The sequence below is a fragment of the Actinomadura sp. J1-007 genome (genome assembly GCF_009793335.1).
GTDB classification, from domain to species: Bacteria; Actinomycetota; Actinomycetes; order Streptosporangiales; family Streptosporangiaceae; genus Spirillospora; species Spirillospora yumaensis.
Genome location: NZ_WING01000002.1, coordinates 490,803 through 507,746 on the forward strand (window position 1 = coordinate 490,803; position 16,944 = coordinate 507,746).

General features: G+C 75.4%; 18 protein-coding genes. 10 read left to right on the plus strand and 8 right to left on the minus strand.

Translation table 11 applies throughout. The features are described from left to right. Window positions 1-52: 52 nt before the first annotated feature. Window positions 53-244 carry a DUF5302 domain-containing protein gene (locus tag GEV43_RS36230; RefSeq protein ID WP_160826031.1) on the plus strand — a complete coding sequence of 64 codons (192 nt, stop codon included), beginning with the start codon at window positions 53-55 and terminating at the stop codon, window positions 242-244. 59 nt (window positions 245-303) lie between these two features. On the opposite strand, the gene GEV43_RS36235 is transcribed toward GEV43_RS36230, so the two are convergent. Then, entirely contained in the window at window positions 304-1,053 is a 750-nt protein-coding gene (locus GEV43_RS36235) for an SDR family NAD(P)-dependent oxidoreductase (RefSeq protein ID WP_160825271.1), read from the minus strand. 87 nt (window positions 1,054-1,140) lie between these two features. On the opposite strand from GEV43_RS36235, the gene GEV43_RS52045 reads away from it, so the two are divergent. Then, window positions 1,141-1,785, plus strand: a complete 645-nt coding sequence (locus tag GEV43_RS52045) for a cytochrome P450 (protein ID WP_241684166.1) — start codon at window positions 1,141-1,143, stop codon at window positions 1,783-1,785. Continuing rightward, entirely contained in the window at window positions 1,716-2,378 is a 663-nt protein-coding gene (locus GEV43_RS36240) for a cytochrome P450 (protein WP_241684307.1), read from the plus strand. Before GEV43_RS52045 ends, GEV43_RS36240 begins: the two co-directional genes overlap by 70 nt. On the opposite strand, the gene GEV43_RS36245 is transcribed toward GEV43_RS36240, so the two are convergent. After that, a complete protein-coding gene (locus GEV43_RS36245; RefSeq protein WP_160825273.1) occupies window positions 2,366-2,992 on the minus strand; it encodes a pyridoxamine 5'-phosphate oxidase family protein in 627 nt (208 codons plus the stop codon). The two genes, GEV43_RS36240 and GEV43_RS36245, sit on opposite strands and share 13 nt — an antisense overlap. Window positions 2,993-3,121: 129 nt before the next feature. Here GEV43_RS36245 and GEV43_RS36250 point away from each other — a divergent pair, with 129 nt between their 5' ends. Beyond that, window positions 3,122-4,591 carry an aldehyde dehydrogenase family protein gene (locus tag GEV43_RS36250; protein ID WP_160825274.1) on the plus strand — a complete coding sequence of 490 codons (1,470 nt, stop codon included), beginning with the start codon at window positions 3,122-3,124 and terminating at the stop codon, window positions 4,589-4,591. A gap of 54 nt (window positions 4,592-4,645) precedes the next feature. Here GEV43_RS36250 and GEV43_RS36255 read toward each other — a convergent pair whose 3' ends face one another. After that, the gene (locus GEV43_RS36255) at window positions 4,646-5,407 is read right to left on the minus strand and encodes a class I SAM-dependent methyltransferase (RefSeq protein ID WP_160825275.1); all 762 of its coding nucleotides are present in this window, start codon (window positions 5,405-5,407) and stop codon (window positions 4,646-4,648) included. A 170-nt stretch (window positions 5,408-5,577) separates the two neighbouring features. Between GEV43_RS36255 and GEV43_RS36260 the strand changes: the two genes are divergently transcribed. Next, window positions 5,578-6,795, plus strand: a complete 1,218-nt coding sequence (locus tag GEV43_RS36260) for a serine hydrolase (RefSeq protein ID WP_160825276.1) — start codon at window positions 5,578-5,580, stop codon at window positions 6,793-6,795. Between the two features lie 215 nt (window positions 6,796-7,010). Further along, window positions 7,011-7,751: a maleylpyruvate isomerase N-terminal domain-containing protein gene (locus GEV43_RS56650; RefSeq protein WP_375539122.1), complete on the plus strand. Its 741-nt coding sequence runs from the start codon at window positions 7,011-7,013 to the stop codon at window positions 7,749-7,751. Here the strand turns inward: GEV43_RS56650 and GEV43_RS36270 are convergent. From GEV43_RS36270 to GEV43_RS36280, 3 genes are all read right to left on the minus strand, one after another. Next, a complete protein-coding gene (locus GEV43_RS36270; RefSeq protein WP_309240119.1) occupies window positions 7,733-8,650 on the minus strand; it encodes an MBL fold metallo-hydrolase in 918 nt (305 codons plus the stop codon). The genes GEV43_RS56650 and GEV43_RS36270 overlap by 19 nt on opposite strands. A gap of 199 nt (window positions 8,651-8,849) precedes the next feature. Beyond that, window positions 8,850-9,797, minus strand: a complete 948-nt coding sequence (locus GEV43_RS36275) for a hypothetical protein (protein WP_160825277.1) — start codon at window positions 9,795-9,797, stop codon at window positions 8,850-8,852. Window positions 9,798-9,807: 10 nt separating this feature from the next. Beyond that, window positions 9,808-10,380: a TetR/AcrR family transcriptional regulator gene (locus GEV43_RS36280; protein ID WP_160825278.1), complete on the minus strand. Its 573-nt coding sequence runs from the start codon at window positions 10,378-10,380 to the stop codon at window positions 9,808-9,810. 86 nt (window positions 10,381-10,466) lie between these two features. Between GEV43_RS36280 and GEV43_RS36285 the strand changes: the two genes are divergently transcribed. The 3 genes from GEV43_RS36285 (at window position 10,467) to GEV43_RS36295 (ending at window position 14,892) form a co-directional block, all read left to right on the plus strand. Continuing rightward, window positions 10,467-11,378 carry a TIGR03620 family F420-dependent LLM class oxidoreductase gene (locus GEV43_RS36285; protein ID WP_160825279.1) on the plus strand — a complete coding sequence of 304 codons (912 nt, stop codon included), beginning with the start codon at window positions 10,467-10,469 and terminating at the stop codon, window positions 11,376-11,378. Window positions 11,379-11,532: 154 nt separating this feature from the next. Next, on the plus strand, window positions 11,533-12,336 hold the full coding sequence (locus tag GEV43_RS36290; protein ID WP_160826032.1) for an ABC transporter ATP-binding protein: 804 nt from the start codon (window positions 11,533-11,535) through the stop codon (window positions 12,334-12,336). Between the two features lie 12 nt (window positions 12,337-12,348). After that, the gene (locus GEV43_RS36295) at window positions 12,349-14,892 is read left to right on the plus strand and encodes an ABC transporter permease (protein WP_160825280.1); all 2,544 of its coding nucleotides are present in this window, start codon (window positions 12,349-12,351) and stop codon (window positions 14,890-14,892) included. A 54-nt stretch (window positions 14,893-14,946) separates the two neighbouring features. Here GEV43_RS36295 and GEV43_RS52055 read toward each other — a convergent pair whose 3' ends face one another. After that, window positions 14,947-15,315, minus strand: coding sequence for an acyl-CoA thioesterase domain-containing protein (locus tag GEV43_RS52055; RefSeq protein ID WP_241684168.1), 369 nt, complete (start codon window positions 15,313-15,315; stop codon window positions 14,947-14,949). Further along, window positions 15,315-15,764, minus strand: coding sequence for an acyl-CoA thioesterase domain-containing protein (locus tag GEV43_RS52060; protein ID WP_241684169.1), 450 nt, complete (start codon window positions 15,762-15,764; stop codon window positions 15,315-15,317). The genes GEV43_RS52055 and GEV43_RS52060 overlap by 1 nt, the downstream gene beginning before the upstream one ends. Window positions 15,765-15,880: 116 nt before the next feature. Here GEV43_RS52060 and GEV43_RS47710 point away from each other — a divergent pair, with 116 nt between their 5' ends. After that, window positions 15,881-16,861, plus strand: a complete 981-nt coding sequence (locus GEV43_RS47710; protein ID WP_160825281.1) for a DUF5988 family protein — start codon at window positions 15,881-15,883, stop codon at window positions 16,859-16,861. The last annotated feature ends 83 nt before the right edge of the window (window positions 16,862-16,944 follow it).

Below are 16,944 nucleotides of genomic sequence, written 5' to 3' on the forward strand. Positions count from 1 at the left end.
CGGGCGGGTATGTGAAGCTGGGGGAACGTCCTAATCAGAGCTGGAGGTCCGCATGGCCGACTCGTCAGGTGAACGCGAATCCGATCAGGACGAGGTGAAGCGCAGGTTCCGGGAGGCTCTGGAGCGCAAGCGCGGCGCTTCCGAGGAGAAGAGCTCCGGAGGCGGCGCCCGGAACGGCTCGAAGGTGCGCGGCACCCACGACCGCGCCGATCACCAGCGCCAGTTCCGCCGCAAGAGCGGCTGAACGAGGGCACAGACAGGTGGCCCCCGCTCCCGAGCCGGGGGTCACCCGCCCGGCGGCCGTCAGAACGCGCTCATCGTCGCCCCGCCGTTCACCGCCAGGACCTGGCCGGTGACCATCCGCGCGCCGGGCCCGCACAGGTAGGCGACGGCGTCCGCGACGTCGTCGCTCCCGATCGGCTCGGCGAGGCACTGCCCCTCGACGACCCGTGCGAAGCCGTCCGGCCCGAGGGCGTCCAGGTTGCCGGAGGTCCGCACCGCGCCGGGGGAGACGGCGTTCACCGCGATCCCGTAGGGCCCGAGCTCGCGGGCCAGCGAACGGGTCATCCCGACGACGGCGGCCTTCGCGGTGACGTAGTGCAGGAAGCGGGCCATGCCGAACGCGGCGGTGTCCGACCCGAGGTTGACGATCCGCCCGCTCCGCGCCTCGCGCATCGGCGCCGACGCCGCCTTCGCGCAGAGGAACGCCGACCGGACGTTGGTGGTGACGACCCGGTCCCAGGTGTCCCCGTCGATCTCCCAGAACGGCACGCGCGGCACCCCGACGTGCAGCCCCGCGTTGTTGACCAGCACGTCCAGGCGCCCGTACCGGCCCAGCACCGCGGCGAACGCCCCGTCCACCTCGCGCTCGTCGCACAGGTCGGCGACGTGCCCGGACTCCGCGCCCGTCTCCGCGACCGCCGCGGCGGGGTCGGCCACGTCCAGCAGCGCGACCCGCGCGCCCAGCCCGGCGAGCCGCCGCGCCGCGCGCCGTCCCAGCTCTCCCGCGCCGCCCGTCACGACCGCGACCCGTCCGTTGAGACCGTCGTCCATCGCTCGACTCCCGTTCTCCCGCCGAGGGGGTTGATCCGAACCGGCAGGACATAAATGATGACACATGTCAGACCAGTTGGAGGGCCCGTGATGGACGATCCCGGCTACGACCCGTTCGGCGGACCGATGCTCGCCGACCCCTACCCGTTCTTCGCCCTCGCCCGCGAGCGCGCCCCCGTCTTCCGGTCCGAGGCGATCGGGCACTGGGTCGTCACGCGCCGCGCGGACATCCTCGCGATCTTCAAGGACCCCGCCGCGTTCTCGGCCGCCAACACCGTCCAGCCGGTCACCGGGCTGAGCGAGAGGGCCCGGCGGATCCTCGCGGACGGCGGCTGGGGGCTCGTCCCGGCGCTCGGCAACAACGACCGCCCCGGCCACGACCGGTTCCGCCGCAACGTCGGCAGGGTCTTCACCGCCCGGCGGGTCGCCGCCCTCGAACCGTTCGTCGAGGAACGGGTGCACGCCGCGCTGGACGGGCTCGTCCCGCGCGGCGGCGGCGACCTGGTGGGCGCGTTCCTGGAGGAGCTGCCCGCCCGCGTCATCCTGCACCTGCTCGGCATCCCGAGGACGGCGCCGCGCTCGTCCGCGAGGGGGCGAACCACCGGGTGCCGTTCGTCTGGGGCCGCCCGTCCGCGCGGGAGCAGGAGGAGCTGGCCGCCGCGATGGTCCGGTTCTGGGACTACCTGCGGGCGTTCGTCGCCGAACGGATCGCCGCGCCGCGCGACGACCTGACCAGCGCGCTGCTCGCCCTGCGCGACGGCGGCGGCCGGGTCTTCACGCTGGACGAGATCCGCAGCGTGCTGTTCGCGTTCCTGACCGCCGGGCACGAGACGACGTCGAGCCTGCTCGCCAACGGCGTCCGGCGGCTGCTGGAGCACCCCTCGGCCTGGCGCGAGCTGCGCGACGACCCCGGGCTGGTGGAGGGCGCGGTGGAGGAGATCCTGCGGTTCGACACCTCGGTGGTCGGGTGGCGGCGGCGGACGCTGCGCGACGTCGAGATCGGCGGCGTCCCCGTCCCGGCGGGCGAGCAGGTGCTCATGCTGCTCGGCGCCGCCAACCGCGACCCCGGCGCGTTCGACGACCCCGAGGTCTTCGACATCCGCAGGGCGAACGCCTCAGACCACGTCAGCTTCGGCCGGGGCGTCCACTTCTGCATCGGCGCCCCGCTGGCGCGGCTGGAGGCGCGGACGGTGCTGCGGGTGCTCACCCGGCGGCTGCCGGACGCGCGGCTCGTGCCGGGCCAGGACCACGGCTTCGTGCCGAACGTCGCGTTCCGCGCGCCCCGGCGGCTGCTGGTCGAGTGGGGGAGCGGTCAGCGGGCGTAGAGCTTCTTGGAGTAGCTCGCCTCGCTGTAGTAGGTCTCCAGCTCGTCGAGCGTCTCCTTGACCGGCTGGGTCTCGCGGACCAGGCGCGCGTGCGAGGGGAGCGTGTCGCCCCACGTCTCCGGCTTCCACAGGGCGGAGCGCATGAACGCCTTGGCGCAGTGGAAGAAGATCTGCTCGATCTCCACCACGACGGCGAGCTGCGGCCGGTGGCCCTTGACGACCAGGTCGTCGAAGAACGGCGCGTCGCGCAGGATCCGGGCCCGGCCGTTGATCCGCAGCGTCTCGTTGCGCCCGGGGATGAGGTAGATCAGCCCGACGTGCGGGTTGGCGAGCATGTTGCGGAACCCGTCGGCGCGCCGGTTGCCGGGGCGCTCGGGGACCGCGATCGTCGTGTCGTCCAGCACGAGCGTGAACCCGGCCGGGTCGCCCTTCGGGGACACGTCGCAGTTGCCCTCGGCGTCGCTGGTGGCGACCAGGCAGAACGGGGACGCGGCGAGCCACTCCCGGTCGCGCTCGTGCAGGCGGGTGCGCTCCTTGTCGCGGGCCCGGGGCACGATCTCGCCGAGCAGCTCCCGCAGCTCGTCCTCCGACGTGACCTCAACGTGGTCGGCCATCGCGGTTCCTTCCGCCGGGAGGGATGGGGGCCTCAGCCTAACTCCCGGCCTCCCGGCGGGGACGTCCCGGGTGCGATGTACCTTAGGGCAGGATAATTCGAGCCCAAGGTAATTTGCCGAGGAGGACGTGTGGTCCCCGACGAGATCCTGGTGGGCGGGCGGTGGCGGCGCGGGAGCGGCGACGTCCTGGAGACCCGCGACCCCGCCACCGGCGACGTGCTCGCCCGCCTGCACGCCGCCGGCCCGGACGACGTGGACGAGGCGGTGCGGGCGGGGGCCCGCGCCGCCGCCGACCCGGCCTGGCGCGACCTGCTCCCGCACGAGCGCGCCCGGTACCTGACCCGCGTCGCCGACCTGCTCGCCGAACGGGCCGAGGACATCGCCGCGCTCCAGACCGCCGACACCGGCAAGTCGATCCACGAGACCCGCGCGCTCGCCGCCAGCGCGCAGGGCACCTTCCGCTACGTCGCCGCCGCGCTGGAGACGATGGAGGGCGCGCTCACCCCGCCGCGCGGCCCGTACGTCACGGTGAGCACGCACGAGCCGATCGGCGTCGTCGGCGCGATCACCCCGTGGAACTCGCCGATCGCGAGCGACGCGCAGAAGGCCGCGCCCGCGCTCGCGGCGGGCAACGCGGTGGTGCTGAAGCCCGCCGAGTGGACCCCGCTGGTCTCCCTGGCGTTCGGCCGCCTCGCCGAGGACGCGGGCCTGCCGCCCGGCCTGCTGTCGGTGCTGCCGGGCCCCGGCCCGGTGACCGGCGACGCGATCGTCCGGCATCCGGGCGTCGGGAAGGTCTCGTTCACCGGCGGGACGGCGACCGGCCGCGCGATCGGCGCCGCCGCCGCGCGGAAGATCATGCCGGTGTCGCTGGAGCTGGGCGGCAAGTCGCCGACCATCGTGTTCCCCGACGCCGACCGCGAGCAGGCCCTCGCCGGGCTGCTGTTCGGCGCCTTCTCCTCGTCCGGGCAGAGCTGCGTCGCCGGGTCGCGGGCGTTCGTGCACGCCTCCGTCTACGACGAGGTGCTGGACGAACTCGTCGCCCGCGCGGCCCGGCTCCGCGTCGGGCCCGGCGCGGACCCGTCCACGCAGGTCGCGCCGATGGTCGCGCACGCCCACCGCGACCGGGTCGCCGCGATGGTCGAGGCGGCGCGCGCGGGCGGCGCCCGCGTCCGGTGCGGCGGCCGCGCGCCCGAGGGCGCGCAGTACGAGCGGGGCGCGTACTACCTGCCGACGATCCTGGACGGCGTGCCCAACTCGGCGCCGGTCTGCCAGGAGGAGATCTTCGGCCCGGTCCTCGTCGCGCTGCCGTTCGAGGACGAGGACGACCTGGTCGCGCAGGCCAACGACACCGTGTACGGGCTCGCCTGCGGGATCTGGACCGCCGACTACCGGCGCGCCTGGCGGGTCGCGCGCCGCGTCCAGGCGGGCACGGTGTGGGTCAACACCTACAAGCGGTTCAGCATCTCCACGCCGTTCGGCGGCGTGAAGGACAGCGGCCTCGGCCGCGAGAAGGGCCGCGACGGCATCCTCGGCTACACCCGGCAGAAGAGCGTCTACTGGGGCATGGACGAGGAGCCGCTCCCGTGGGCGGGCGCGTGAGAGCCGGTCGCGCGGTCGGTCGCGTGGCCGGTCGCGCGGGCGGGCGCATCACGTTCAGGCCGGTTTGCGCGCCTCGATGAGGAACCGGGCCGTGTGCGCGACGAACGGCCCCTCCGCCTCGATCAGGTCGTGCAGCTCGCGGAGCCGGGCGCGGTGGGCGTCCACGGTGAAGCCGGGCACCATCCAGATCACCTTGCGCAGGAAGTAGACGACCGCGCCGACGTCGAAGAACTCGGTGCGGAGCCGTTCGGACCGCAGGCCGGTGACCTCCAGGCCCGCCGCCTCGGCGTCGGCGCGCGCCCGCTCCGGGTCGCGCCGGCCGCGCACCTCGGGCGGCTGCGGCCCGAGGAAGAACTCGACCAGCTCGAACACGCTGGCCGGCCCGACCTGCTGCGAGAAGTACACGCCGCCGGGCCGCAGCACCCGCGCGATCTCCTCCCACCAGGTGGTGACCGGGTGGCGGCTGACGACCAGGTCGAACGCCTCGGCGGCGAACGGCAGCGGCGGCTCGTCCGCGTCGGCGACGACGGCGGCGCCGCGCGGGTGCAGCAGGCGGGTGGCGCGCTCCAGGTTCGGCGGCCACGCCTCGGTCGCGACGGTGAGCGGCGGCAGCACGGGCGCCTCGGCGAGGACCTCGCCGCCGCCCGTCTGGACGTCGAGCGCCGCCGACGCCCCGCGCAGCCGCTCGGCCATCGAACGGGCGTAGCCCCACGACGGCCGCTCCTCGGTGGCCCGGCCCTCCAGCCACGAGAAGTCCCAGCCCTCCACCGGAGCCGCCTCGGCCTCGGCCACCAGATCGTCGAACGCGCGTGCCATGCCTTGATCATCGCAGTCGGGCGCGCGGCGCCCGTGCCGGGGTGGGGCCTGCCCGCCCCGGTTGCTCCGGCTGCCCGGATCGTCCGCCGCCCCGCGCGCGCCTAGCGTCGTCTCCGACCGGCATGGGCGGCACGTACGGGAACCGGAACACGATCGCGAACGGAGACGGCATGGTCAGGTCCAGGAAGGCATCGGCGGCGTTCAGGACGGCGGCGTTCAGGGCGGGGGTGGCGGGCACGGCGGCGGCGGTGGCCGCGGTGACCGCCGCGGGCCCCGCGCTCGCGTCGGGCGAGGCGGCAGGCGGTGGCGGACGGCTCCAGCGCGACGTGGACGCCGTCCGCGCCGCCGGAGCGCCCGGCGTGCTCGCGCGGGTGGACGGGACGGACGGCACGCGCCGGGCCAGGGCGGGCGTCGCGGACGTCCGCACCGGGGCGCCCGTGCCGTTCGACGCGCACTTCCGCAGCGGCAGCAACACCAAGACCTACGTGGCGACCGTCATGCTCCAGCTCGTCGGCGAGGGCAGGGTGGGGCTGGACGACACGGTCGACAAGTGGCTGCCGGGCCTGGTGAGGGGCAACGGCAACGACGGGAGGCGCATCACCGTCCGCCACCTGCTCCAGCACACCAGCGGCCTGCACAACTACACCGAGGACCTGCCGTTCGACACGGCCGAGGACTTCGAGGAGCACCGGTTCGACCGGCACACGCCCGAACGGCTCGTCCGCTCGGCCCTCGCGCACCGGCCCGACTTCCAGCCGGGTGAGCGGAACCCCGACGGCACGCCGAAGTGGTCGTACTCCAACACCGGCTACGTGCTCGCCGGGATGATCATCAAGAGGGCGACCGGGCACGCCTGGCACCGCGAGGTGGAGGACCGGATCATCCGCCCCCTCGGCCTCCGCGAGACCGCCCACCCGGGCCGGCGCACGACGCTCCCGCGCCCGTACGCGCACGGCTACCAGCAGTTCGCCGAGGGCGGCCCGCTCGTGGACGCGACGCGGATGAGCCCGACGTGGGCGGACGCGGCCGGGTCGATGACCACCACGGCGTCCGACCACAACCGGTTCTTCCGCGCGCTGATCGGCGGGAGGCTGCTGCGGCCCGCGCAGATCCGGGAGATGCGGACGACGGTGCCGACGCGGTACGACGGGTCGTTCACCGGGAGCCGGTACGGGCTCGGGCTGTTCTGGTTCCCGCTGCGCTGCGACGGGGCGGGCTACTGGGGCCACGGCGGCGACATCCCCGGCTACCAGACCCGCGGCGGCGTCACCGCCGACGGCGGGCGCGCGGTCACCGTGAGCATCTCCGCGGAGCTGGAGGGCAAGGCGTCGGACGACGTGGACCGCACGCAGGCGGACGTCGTGCAGAACGCCCTCTGCGCCGGCTGACGCGCGCGCGTGCGGGAGGCACGCGGGCGGGGCGGGCGGGGGACCGCCGCGCGCGGGCCGTTCCGGGCGGGCCCGGACGGCCGCGGGAAGAGCGCGGCGGCCTCGTCCCCCAGCGTGTCCGTTTTCGGCGGGAATCATTCCCCGCCGGGACGGGCGTTTCCCGCCGCCCTCCGGGAGCCCGCGGAAAACCGTCGGCGATCCGCGCCGTACGGGCGATGAGTTTGCGCGCGGGCACAGGTCGTTACCGGGCAGAAGGGAGGCCCCATGACCACCATCCCGGAGGCACGCAGGTGAGCACCGTGGAGGCGGCGGCGTTGCAGGGCTACGGCGCCGGCCTGCTGGAGCGGTCGATCGGCTTCGCGCTCGGCACGCTGCGGTCCCTCACGCCCGGAGACCTGGAGCGGCCGACGCCCTGCCGAGGCTGGAACCTGCGCATGCTGCTGCGGCACGTCGACGATTCCCTCGCCGCGCTGTACGAGGCGATCGACACCGGTTCCGTCCGCCTGCGGCCGGAGGCCGGTCCGGAGCCGGGCCCGGAGCCCGGCGCGGACGGCGACCCGGAGCTGGTCGCGGCGTTCCGGGCACGGGCGTCCAGGCTGCTCGGCGTGTGGTCCGCGGCCGAGGGCGACGGCCGGGTCGTCACGGTCGGGGCTCGCCGATCCGCGCGGGCGTCGTCGCCGGCACCGGCGCGATCGAGATCGCGGTGCACGCGTGGGACGCCTCGCGCGCGCTCGGCGGCGACCGGCCCGTGCCGCCCGCGCTCGCGGGCCAGCTCCTGCGCCTGGCCCCCATGCTCGTCACCGGCGACACGCGGCACGGGCTGTTCGACCCGGCCGTGGAGGTCCCGCGGTCGTCGTCGCCGAGCGACCGCCTGGTGGCGTTCCTCGGGCGCGACCCCGCGCGCGGCCCCTCCGGCTGAGCGCGCTCGCGCGCGGGGTCAGGAACGGACGGCGTAGCGGCGGACGCCGTCCGCCTCCTCGGCGTCGAGGACCTCTTGGTCCACCAGCACGTCCAGATGGGCGTCGATCTCCAGGACGGCCAGCATCCGGCTGAAGACGTCCAGGTCGTCGAGCGTGCGGCGGCGCCGCGTCCAGCGCATCGCGCGCGCCACCTCGAACGCCGTGCCGGCGCCCGCGCGGACCCGCTCCGCCGCCGCGTCGAGCCGTTCCTCGTGGTGCCTGAGCAGCTCGTCCACCCGGGTGTGCACGCTCGGCGTGACCGGTCCGTGCGCGGGCAGCAGCAGCGTGTCCGGCATGTCGCGGACGAGCCGCAGCGACGCCAGGTAGCTGCGCAGCGGCTTCGGCTCCGGCTCGGTCTCCAGCCCGATCGACGGGGTGATGTGCGGCAGCACGTGGTCGCCGGAGAACAGCAGCCCGTTGAACGCGTCGCGCAGCACGACGTGCCCGCGCGTGTGGCCCGGCGTCGCGAACACGTCCAGGCCCCGCCGCCCGAGCACGACCTTCTCGCCGTCGTCCAGCCACGAGTCGGGCAGCGCGTGCGGGACGTCGCGCTCGCTCGCGTCGGGCGCGATCCGCGCGATCTCGTCGGCGATCTCCCGCGCGCCGCAGCGGCGCAGCAGCTCCACCTGGCGCGGGTGCAGGCCGCGCCGGACGTCGAACGCCTCGATCGACGGCCGCTCGCCGCGCCCGATGCGGACCCGCGTGCCGAACGCCTCGCGCAGCGCGAGCGCCTGCGAGTAGTGGTCCCAGTGCGCGTGCGTCACCAGGAACTGCGACACGTCCTCCAGCCGGTGGCCGAGCAGCTTCAGCGCGCTCTCCAGCGACGCGCGCGAGTCGGGCATGGCCCAGCCCGGGTCCACCACGACCAGGCCGGACGGGTCCTCGACCACGTACACGTTGACCGCGTGCAGGGACGGGATCGGCAGGGGAGCGGGACGCGGTGCACGCCCGCCGCCACCGGATGGGCGCCCGGCTCGGTCCAGTCCGCCGGTTGCTCGAACGCCGGTGCCGCCACCGCGGGCTCCCCTCGGGTCGACGGGCCCGGCAGGGGAGCCCGCAATAGAACGAGATTCGAGGGAAAGCTACCTCATCTAACTATTTCCCGGCCCCGGCGGGCCCCCGATCAGCGCGAACCCCCGGCGCGGGCGGCCTTCCCGCGCTTGCCCCGGACGTCCTCGGCGGCCCGGTCGCGCGCCTGCTCGGCCCGTTCGAGGCGCCGCTCGGCGGTGTCCCGGCGGGACCGCGCGCGCTCCAGCTCGTGCCTGAGGCGGCCGACCTCCGCCGACGCCTCGTCCACCTCCTCCCGGGCGGCCGACACGCGCTCCTCCCGCTCCGCGAGCACGCTCTCGGCCCGTTCCCGCGCCTTCCTCGCCCGCTCCTCGGCCGCCCGGTCCCGCTCCGGCTCGGCCGCGCGCCGCGCCCGCGCCTTCGCCGTGCGCTCCGGCGCGGCCTTCGCCTTCCGTTCCGGCTCGGCGGCGCGCTCCTCCCGCTCCGCGGGCTTTTCCCGTTGCGCAGGCTTCTCGCGTTGCGCGGGTCGCTCGCGGGCGGGGCGGGGGACGGGGCCGTCGGGAAGCCCGCGGGGACGAAGCCGGTGTGGCTGCGGGGCCGGTCGAGCCGCCCCTCGCGGACGTCGTTCGCCGCGTCCCCGTCCACGGTCGCGGCCTGCAAGGTGTCCTCCACCTCCCGTACGGCCTGCTCGCGCAGCGGGTGCCCGGCGTCGGCGGCCAGCTCGCCCGCCCGCCGGACCAGCAGCCCGACCAGCTCGCCGCGCCGCTGCTCCAGCCCGCCGATGGACCCGCCGGACGACCACGCCGACCGCATCTCGGCGCCGACGTCGAGCAGCAGGCCCAGCTCCTCGCCGGCCGAACGGGACAGCAGGTTGACCGCCCACGCGGGCACGGTGGGGCGCCGCAGCGCGCCGATCCGCTTGGCGAGGGCCGCGTCGCCCCCGTCCCTGGCCTCCCGGGTCAGGCGCTTCCGCGTCTCGATGAAGTCGTCCGGTGCGACGCCGTAGAGCTCGTGCGCGGCGCTGGAGAAGTCCACACGGTGACCTCTACCCACCGGGCCGCGCGCGCAGCGCGTCGGCGACCAGGTCCAGGAGGCGTTCGGCCCGCTCGGGCCCGGCCCGGACGGTGGACAGCGCGATCCCTGCGACGAGCTGGACGACGTCGTCGGCCGCCAGGTCGGCGCGCGCCGCGCCTTCGTCGCGGGCCGGCGCGAGGACCCGTTCGGCCGCGCCGCGGATCGCCGCGTGGCAGTCGAACCCGAGGTCGGGCTCCCCGTCCCCCGGCTCGGCCATCATCGCGCCGCCGAGGCCGTGGTCGGTGCGGGCATGGTCCAGGAACGCCCGCAGCCACGCGTCGAGCGCCTCCCCGGCGGGACGGGACGCGGCCAGCTCGTCCGCGAGGGCGCACAGCCTTTCGACGCGTTCGGCGAGGACGGCGGCGTGCAGGTCGCGGCGCGCCGGGAAGTGCCGGTAGAGCGTGCCGGGCCCGACCCCGGCCCGCCGCGCGATCTCGTTCAGCGAGGCGCCCGGCCCCTCCTCGGCGAACGCCTCCCGGGCCGCCGCGAGCACGCGGTCCCGGTTGCGGCGCGCGTCCGACCGCGGCGCCCGTCCCATCCTCATCGCCCCCACCCGGCTAGCCAAACGGAGAAGTTCTCCGTATCGTACCCGGAGACTAAGCGGAGAACCTCTCCGGAAAGGGGACCGTCATGACCGATGCCATGACCAAGGACGATGTCGGCCGCGTGGGGATCTGGACGTTCGCCTTCGACGGGCGGCCCGCCGGGCTCGTCCGGGAGGCGGCGGCGGAGATCGAGGAGCTCGGGTACGGCGCGATCTGGTTCGGCGAGGGCTTCGGCCGCGACAGCGTGAGCCAGGCGTGGCTGCTGCTGTCGGCGACGCGCCGGATCCCGGTCGCCGCCGGGATCGCCAACATCGCGTTCCGCGACCCGATCGCCATGGCCGCCGCCGAGCGCGCGCTCGGCGAGGCGTTCCCCGGCCGGTACGTGCTCGGGCTCGGCGGCCACCGGGTGGACGACACGGTCCGCGACTTCGACGGCTACCCGATGCCCGCGGTCGGCCGGGCGGTGCGGAGCATGACCGCCTACCTGGACGCGATGGACCGCGTGCCGAACCACGCGCTCGCCCCGGACCCGGCGCCGCGCCGCGTCCTCGCCGCGCTCGGGCCGAAGATGCTCGCGCTCGCGGGGGAGCGCGCCTGGGGCGCGCACCCGTACTTCGTGCCCGTCGAGCACACCGTCCGGGCGCGGGCCGCCCTCGGGCCGGACGCGTTCCTCGGCGTCGAGCAGGCCGTCGTGCTCGACGCCGACCCCGCCCGCGCCCGCGAGACCGCGCGCGCCCACGTCGCCGGGTACACGGCGGCGGGCCACCAACTCGCGAACCTGCGGCGGCTCGGCTTCGCGGAGGACGAGTTCACGGGCACGCCGAGCGACCGGCTGGTGGACGCGATCGTCGCGTACGGCGACGTGGACGTGCTGCGCGAGCGTGTGCGGCGGCACTTCGACGCCGGAGCCGACCACGTCTGCGTGCAGGTGCTCACGTCCGATCCGGCCGCGCTGCCGCGCGCCGAGTGGCGCGAGCTGGCCCCGGCCCTCCTCTGACCGCCGGGGCCCGCTCGTCGCCCGGCCGGATGCCCGGCCGAATGCCCGTTCGCCCTGGGCCGCGCGCTGATCCGTGCCCGGATCGGGTCAGGCGCTTGCCCCCGCGCCCGCGGCCAAGGAGAGTCGCAGATGACGCTGGAAGGGCGTGGTGCTCATGGGCGAGGAGGCCGCCAGAGCCGTCGGGATATCCAAGGTCTACGGGAGCGGCGACACCGCCGTCCGCGCGCTGGACGAGGTGAGCGTCGGCTTCCCCTCCGGCCGGTTCACCGCGGTCATGGGGCCGAGCGGCTCGGGCAAGTCCACGCTGCTGCACTGCATGGCGGGCCTCGACCGGGTGACGTCCGGCGAGGTCTGGATCGGCGACACCGAGCTGAGCGGGCTGAACGACCGGAGGCTGACGCTGCTGCGGCGCGAGCGGATCGGGTTCGTGTTCCAGGCGTTCAACCTCGTGCCGACCCTGACCGCGGCCGAGAACGTCGAGCTGCCCCTCGCCATCGCGGGCACCCGGCCCGAGCGGGGCTGGCGGGACCGGGTGGTCGGGGAGTTCGGGCTCGCCAAGCGGCTCGGCCACCGGCCGACCGAGCTGTCGGGGGGCGAGCAGCAGCGGGTCGCGGTCGCGCGGGCCCTGCTGTCCAGGCCGACGATCGTGTTCGCGGACGAGCCGACCGGCAACCTCGACTCCCGCACCAGCGCCGAGCTGCTCGGGTTCATGCGCCGGTCGGTGGACGAGTTCGGGCAGACGATCGTGATGGTCACCCACGACCCGACCGCGGCGGGGTACGCCGACCGGGCGCTGTTCCTCGCCGACGGCCGGATCGTGCACGAGATGGCGGACCCGACCGCCGACCGCGTCCTCGACCACCTCAAGCGACTGGACGGCGAGGACCTGGACGGCGGCGAACCGGACAGCGGCGAACCGGACAGCGGCGGACGGGACGACGGGGAATCCGAGGGCTGAGGGGCGGCGGGCATGTGGCGGGTCACCCTGAAGGGGCTGCTGGCGCACAAGCTGAGGCTCGCCCTCACGGCGCTGGCGATCGTCCTCGGCGTCGGGTTCGTCGCCGGGACGTACGTGCTGACCGACACCATCGACGCGACGTTCTCCCGGCTGTTCACCCAGGTGTCCAAGGGGCTGGACGTCGAGGTGCGCAGCAAGGAGAAGTTCGGCGGCAACCAGGGCGACCAGCGGCGGCCGATGCCCGCCGCGCTACGCGACCGGATCGCGCGGGTGCCGGGCGTCCGGGCGGCCGAGGGCGGCGTCAGCGGCTACGCCCAAATGGTCGGGCGCGACGGCAAGGCGGTGACGACCGGCGGCGCGCCGACGCTCGGGATCTCCATCGCGACGACGCCGGAGCTGCGGCAGGCCGTCACGCTGCGCTCCGGCGCGTACCCGTCGGGCCCCGGCCAGGTCGTCGTGGACAAGCGGACGGCGTCCAAGGAGGGCTTCAAGCCCGGCGACCGGATCAGAGTGCTGTTCCAGGGCCCGCCCCGCGAGTTCACGGTCAGCGGTGTCGTCGGCTTCGGCGACGCCGACAACCTCGCGGGCGCGACCCTCGCCGGGTTCGACCTCGCCACCGCGCAGGACGTGCTGGCCCGCAAGGGCGTGTTCGACGGGATCGACGTGGTCGCGGCGGACGGCGTCGGCCCCGAGACGCTCCGCGACCGGGTCTCCGCCGCGGTCGGCCCGTCCTACGAGGCGCTGACCGGCGAGCAGTACGCCGAGGAGAACGCCAAGGCGATCGGGCAGTTCACCGGGATCATCAACACGGCGCTGCTGGCCTTCGCGTTCATCGCGCTGTTCGTCGGGTCGTTCATCATCGTCAACACGTTCTCGATCATCCTGGCGCAGCGCTCCCGCGAGCTGGCGCTGCTGCGCTGCATGGGCGCGTCCCGGCGGCAGCTCATGGCCTCGGTGCTGGCCGAGGCGGGCCTGGTCGGTCTGGTGGCGTCGGTGGCCGGGCTCGGCGCGGGCATCCTCATCGCGCTCGGGCTCCAGAGCGCCTTCGACGCGCTCGGCCTCGGCCTGCCGTCCACCTTGGTGCAGATCCGCACCCGGACGGTCGTGGTCGCGCTGCTCGTCGGCGTCGTGGTGACGCTGCTCGCCTCGGTCATGCCCGCGCTGCGCGCCACCCGCGTCCCGCCCGTCGCCGCCGTGCAGGACGCGGCGCTCCCGGTCGCCGCCGGCACCGGCTGGCGGCGCGTCGCGGCCGGGACCGTGCTGGCCGCCGGCGGCGTGGCCCTGCTGCTGCTCGGGCTGTTCGGCGACGCGGGCAACGCCCTGGCCACGGTGGCGGCGGGCGCGGTCGTGGTCTTCCTCGGGGTGGCCGTGCTCAGCCCGCTGGTCGCGCGGCCGCTGTCGCGGGTGCTCGGCTGGCCGTTCGCGCGCTGGGCGGGGGAGCCCGGACGGCTCGCGCGGCGCAACGCGATGCGGATCCCGCGCCGCACCGCCTCCACCGCCGCCGCGCTGATGATCGGGCTCGCCCTGGTCAGCATGGTGACGATCATGGCGGCGTCGCTCAAGGCGTCGTTCACCGGGACGCTGGAGCGCACCGTCGCCGCCGAGTACATCCTGTCCGGGCCCGCCGCGGGCCAGACCGGGTTCAGCCCCGAGGTGGTCCGGCGGATCGCGCGCGAGCCGGGCATCGAGGCCGCCGCGGGCGTCCGGTCCGGGACGTTCAAGCTGGACGGGCGCGACCGCACCCTCCAGGGTGTGGACCCGGTCGCGTACGACCGGGCGATCCGCACCGAGACCACGTCCGGGAGCCTCGCGGACCTCGCGCGCGGCGGCGTCGCGATCCGGGAGGACGTCGCGAAGGAGCGCGGGCTGAAGGTCGGTGACACGCTGCCGATGGCGTTCCCCGTCGGCGGCTCCGACCCCCGGCCGGTCCGGGCGATCTACGAGGACAACGAGTTCAACGGGAGCTACCTGCTGCCGCTCGCGGACTTCCAGCGGCACTACGCCGACCAGCTCGACCTGTTCGCGTTCGTCAAGGCCGAGCCGGGCACGCCGCCCGCGGCGTCGCGGGCGGCGATCGACCGGGTGGTGGCCGGGTTCCCGGGCGTCCAGGTCAGGGACCAGGCGGAGTTCAAGCGCGAGCAGGCGCAGCAGATCGACCAGATCCTCGTGCTGTTCTACGTGCTGCTCGCGCTGGCGGTGGTCATCGCGTTCATCGGGATCATCAACACGCTGGCGCTGTCGGTGCTGGAACGGGTCCGCGAGATCGGGCTGCTGCGCGCGGTCGGGATGACCCGCGGCCAGCTCCGCGCGATGATCCGCTGGGAGGCGGTGATCATCTCGGTGCTCGGCGCGGTGCTCGGCCTCGCGGTCGGCGTGTTCTTCGGCTGGACGGTCGTCGGCTCGCTGGACGACGAGGGCATCACCGAGTTCGTCCTGCCGGTCGGGACGCTGCTCGCCATGGTCGCGGCCGCGGGCGCCGTCGGCGTGGTCTCGGCGATCCTGCCCGGCCGCCGCGCCGCCAGGCTCGACGTGCTGCGCGCCATCGCCTCCGAGTGACGGGCCGGACGCGGGCCGCGCCCGGCCGCGCGGCCCGCGCCGCGCGGGCGCGGGTCAGCGCGGCGGGCGGACCGCGGCGACCTGCGTGGCCTGCGCGGCGAGGCGGCCCTTGGCGTCCCAGACGTGCGCGGTCTCGTCCATCCGGTCGCCGGTGACCTCGGTGGCCTGGAGCAGCGCGCGCACCGGGCCCGGCGCGGGCAGCCGCCTTATGTAGGCGCTGAACTGCACGGTCGGCGCCCAGCCGGGGACGCCGAGGTCGTACGACGCGGGCGGCACCGGGTCCAGGGCGACCAGCAGGCTCAGCGGGTCCCAGTCGGCGCCGGAGGCCAGCCGCTGCCAGCCCGCGATCCGGCCCCGCCCCGACGGCCTCCCCGTGAGGAACGACAGGTCGTCCGGGCAGAGGCGCTGCTCCACGACGTCCATCAGCGGGATCCGGAACGGCACGCCCGGCGACTCGGCCGGGAGAGCAGGCAGTCCTGCTCGGCGGGCAGCTCCACCGGCTCCGCACGGGTCCACCAGGCGTCGCCGTCCTCCAGCCGACCCTGCGTGATGAGCGCCTCGGCGCAGGGCCGCCCGTCCTGGACGAGCCGTCCGCGGAGCTGGGACGAGCCGCGCCCCGTCCGCAGCGGCTCGACGACCGCCACCGCCGGGCCGGGTTCCGGCGCGGCGATGAACGACGCGCCGACGGCCGTGAGGTGCGGGTGCGCGCCGTCCGCGACGGCCGCCGCCGCGCGCCCGAGCACCGCCAGCAGGTAGCCGCCGTGCAGCTTGTCGCCGACGGCCCACTGCGCGTCGAGGTCCACGGCGAACTCGTGGTGCCCGTTCGCGACGCCCCTCGGCTCGACCGCCGTCGCCGCGTCGAAGTCCTTCATCCCCGCTCCTCGTCACCGTCGCCGCGCCGGGACGGTCCCGCCCCGCGCGTCCGCGTGCCGCCACCCGAACGGAGTTCAGATTGACATCGTCAACTTGACGGTGTCAACCTGTGGCCATGGACGGCAGGCGGGTGCGCGCCCGCCCCGGCGAGGGGGCGCGGCTGCGCGAGGAGATCCTCCGGACGGCCGAGGCGCTGCTCGTGGAGGCCGGCACCGAGGACGCGCTGACGCTGCGCGCGGTCGCCCGCGCCGCCGGGGTCACCACGCCGTCGGTCTACCTGCACTTCGCCGGCAAGGAGGCGCTGGTCGCCGCCGTCTGCCTGCGGGTGTGGGACGAGCTGGACCGGCGGATGGAGCGGGCCCGCGCGGGCGAGGCCGACCCGCTGCGCGCGCTCGGCGCCTGCGGGCACGCCTACGTGCGCTTCGCCCTGGACCACCCGGTGCAGTACCGGGTGCTGCTGATGCGGCCCGCCGAGCCCGAGGGCGCGGCCATCGCGTCCACCGCCTGCTTCGGGCACATGACCGACACCGTCACGGCGTGCGTCGAGGCCGGGTTCCTGCGCGGCGACCCGCGCACGCTCGCGCTCGGCCTCTGGACGGCCGTGCACGGCTGCGTGTCGCTGCTGATCACCCAGCCGTCCCTGCCGTGGCCGGACGACCTGGACGGCTTCATCGAGGACACCGTGCGGATGGCCGGGTACGGCGGCGCGGTCGCCTCCCGCCTGCCGCGTGGCGCGCCCCCGCCCCCGTCGCCGGCGTCGTCGCCGACCTGGACCGCCTCGCCGACCGCCTGCACCGGCCCCGCTCCTGGTGATCGCTTGGGGAAACGGTCGCAGGGATACGACCCTCGGGAGATTGGACGGGACGCCCGGACGTGTGACCATCCGGGTATGAACACCTCGCTGAAGGCCTTCCTGGAAGGCGGACCCGACGACCTCCCCGAGCGGATCGTCGGGATCAGGCCGCCCGGAGTCGAGCTCAAGCTGCCCTTCCGCGGCGGGTACGAGCACTTCAAGGTGACGTCGCGGCACCGCGACACCGCCGAGGGGCGGCTCCCCGTCTACCGGCACACGGGACGCACCGCCGTCGCCGAGTAGCGGCGCCCGGCGCGCGGCGAGGGCCGTGCCGCGCGCCGGGTCCCGCCGCACGCCGGGCCGTACCGCACGCCGGGCCGTACGTC

What these genes read in the sequence shown, in the direction of transcription:
- GEV43_RS36230 (WP_160826031.1), top strand. Translation starts at nt 53, where the DNA reads ATGGCCGACTCGTCAGGTGAACGCGAATCCGATCAGGACGAGGTGAAG.
- GEV43_RS36235 (WP_160825271.1), bottom strand. Translation starts at nt 1,053, where the DNA reads ATGGACGACGGTCTCAACGGACGGGTCGCGGTCGTGACGGGCGGCGCG.
- GEV43_RS36240 (WP_241684307.1), top strand. Translation starts at nt 1,716, where the DNA reads ATGGTCCGGTTCTGGGACTACCTGCGGGCGTTCGTCGCCGAACGGATC.
- GEV43_RS36245 (WP_160825273.1), bottom strand. Translation starts at nt 2,992, where the DNA reads ATGGCCGACCACGTTGAGGTCACGTCGGAGGACGAGCTGCGGGAGCTG.
- GEV43_RS36255 (WP_160825275.1), bottom strand. Translation starts at nt 5,407, where the DNA reads ATGGCACGCGCGTTCGACGATCTGGTGGCCGAGGCCGAGGCGGCTCCG.
- GEV43_RS36260 (WP_160825276.1), top strand. Translation starts at nt 5,578, where the DNA reads ATGGTCAGGTCCAGGAAGGCATCGGCGGCGTTCAGGACGGCGGCGTTC.
- GEV43_RS56650 (WP_375539122.1), top strand. Translation starts at nt 7,011, where the DNA reads ATGAGTTTGCGCGCGGGCACAGGTCGTTACCGGGCAGAAGGGAGGCCC.
- GEV43_RS36280 (WP_160825278.1), bottom strand. Translation starts at nt 10,380, where the DNA reads ATGAGGATGGGACGGGCGCCGCGGTCGGACGCGCGCCGCAACCGGGAC.
- GEV43_RS36285 (WP_160825279.1), top strand. Translation starts at nt 10,467, where the DNA reads ATGACCGATGCCATGACCAAGGACGATGTCGGCCGCGTGGGGATCTGG.
- GEV43_RS36290 (WP_160826032.1), top strand. Translation starts at nt 11,533, where the DNA reads ATGGGCGAGGAGGCCGCCAGAGCCGTCGGGATATCCAAGGTCTACGGG.
- GEV43_RS36295 (WP_160825280.1), top strand. Translation starts at nt 12,349, where the DNA reads ATGTGGCGGGTCACCCTGAAGGGGCTGCTGGCGCACAAGCTGAGGCTC.
- GEV43_RS52055 (WP_241684168.1), bottom strand. Translation starts at nt 15,315, where the DNA reads ATGGACGTCGTGGAGCAGCGCCTCTGCCCGGACGACCTGTCGTTCCTC.
- GEV43_RS52060 (WP_241684169.1), bottom strand. Translation starts at nt 15,764, where the DNA reads ATGAAGGACTTCGACGCGGCGACGGCGGTCGAGCCGAGGGGCGTCGCG.
- GEV43_RS47710 (WP_160825281.1), top strand. Translation starts at nt 15,881, where the DNA reads ATGGACGGCAGGCGGGTGCGCGCCCGCCCCGGCGAGGGGGCGCGGCTG.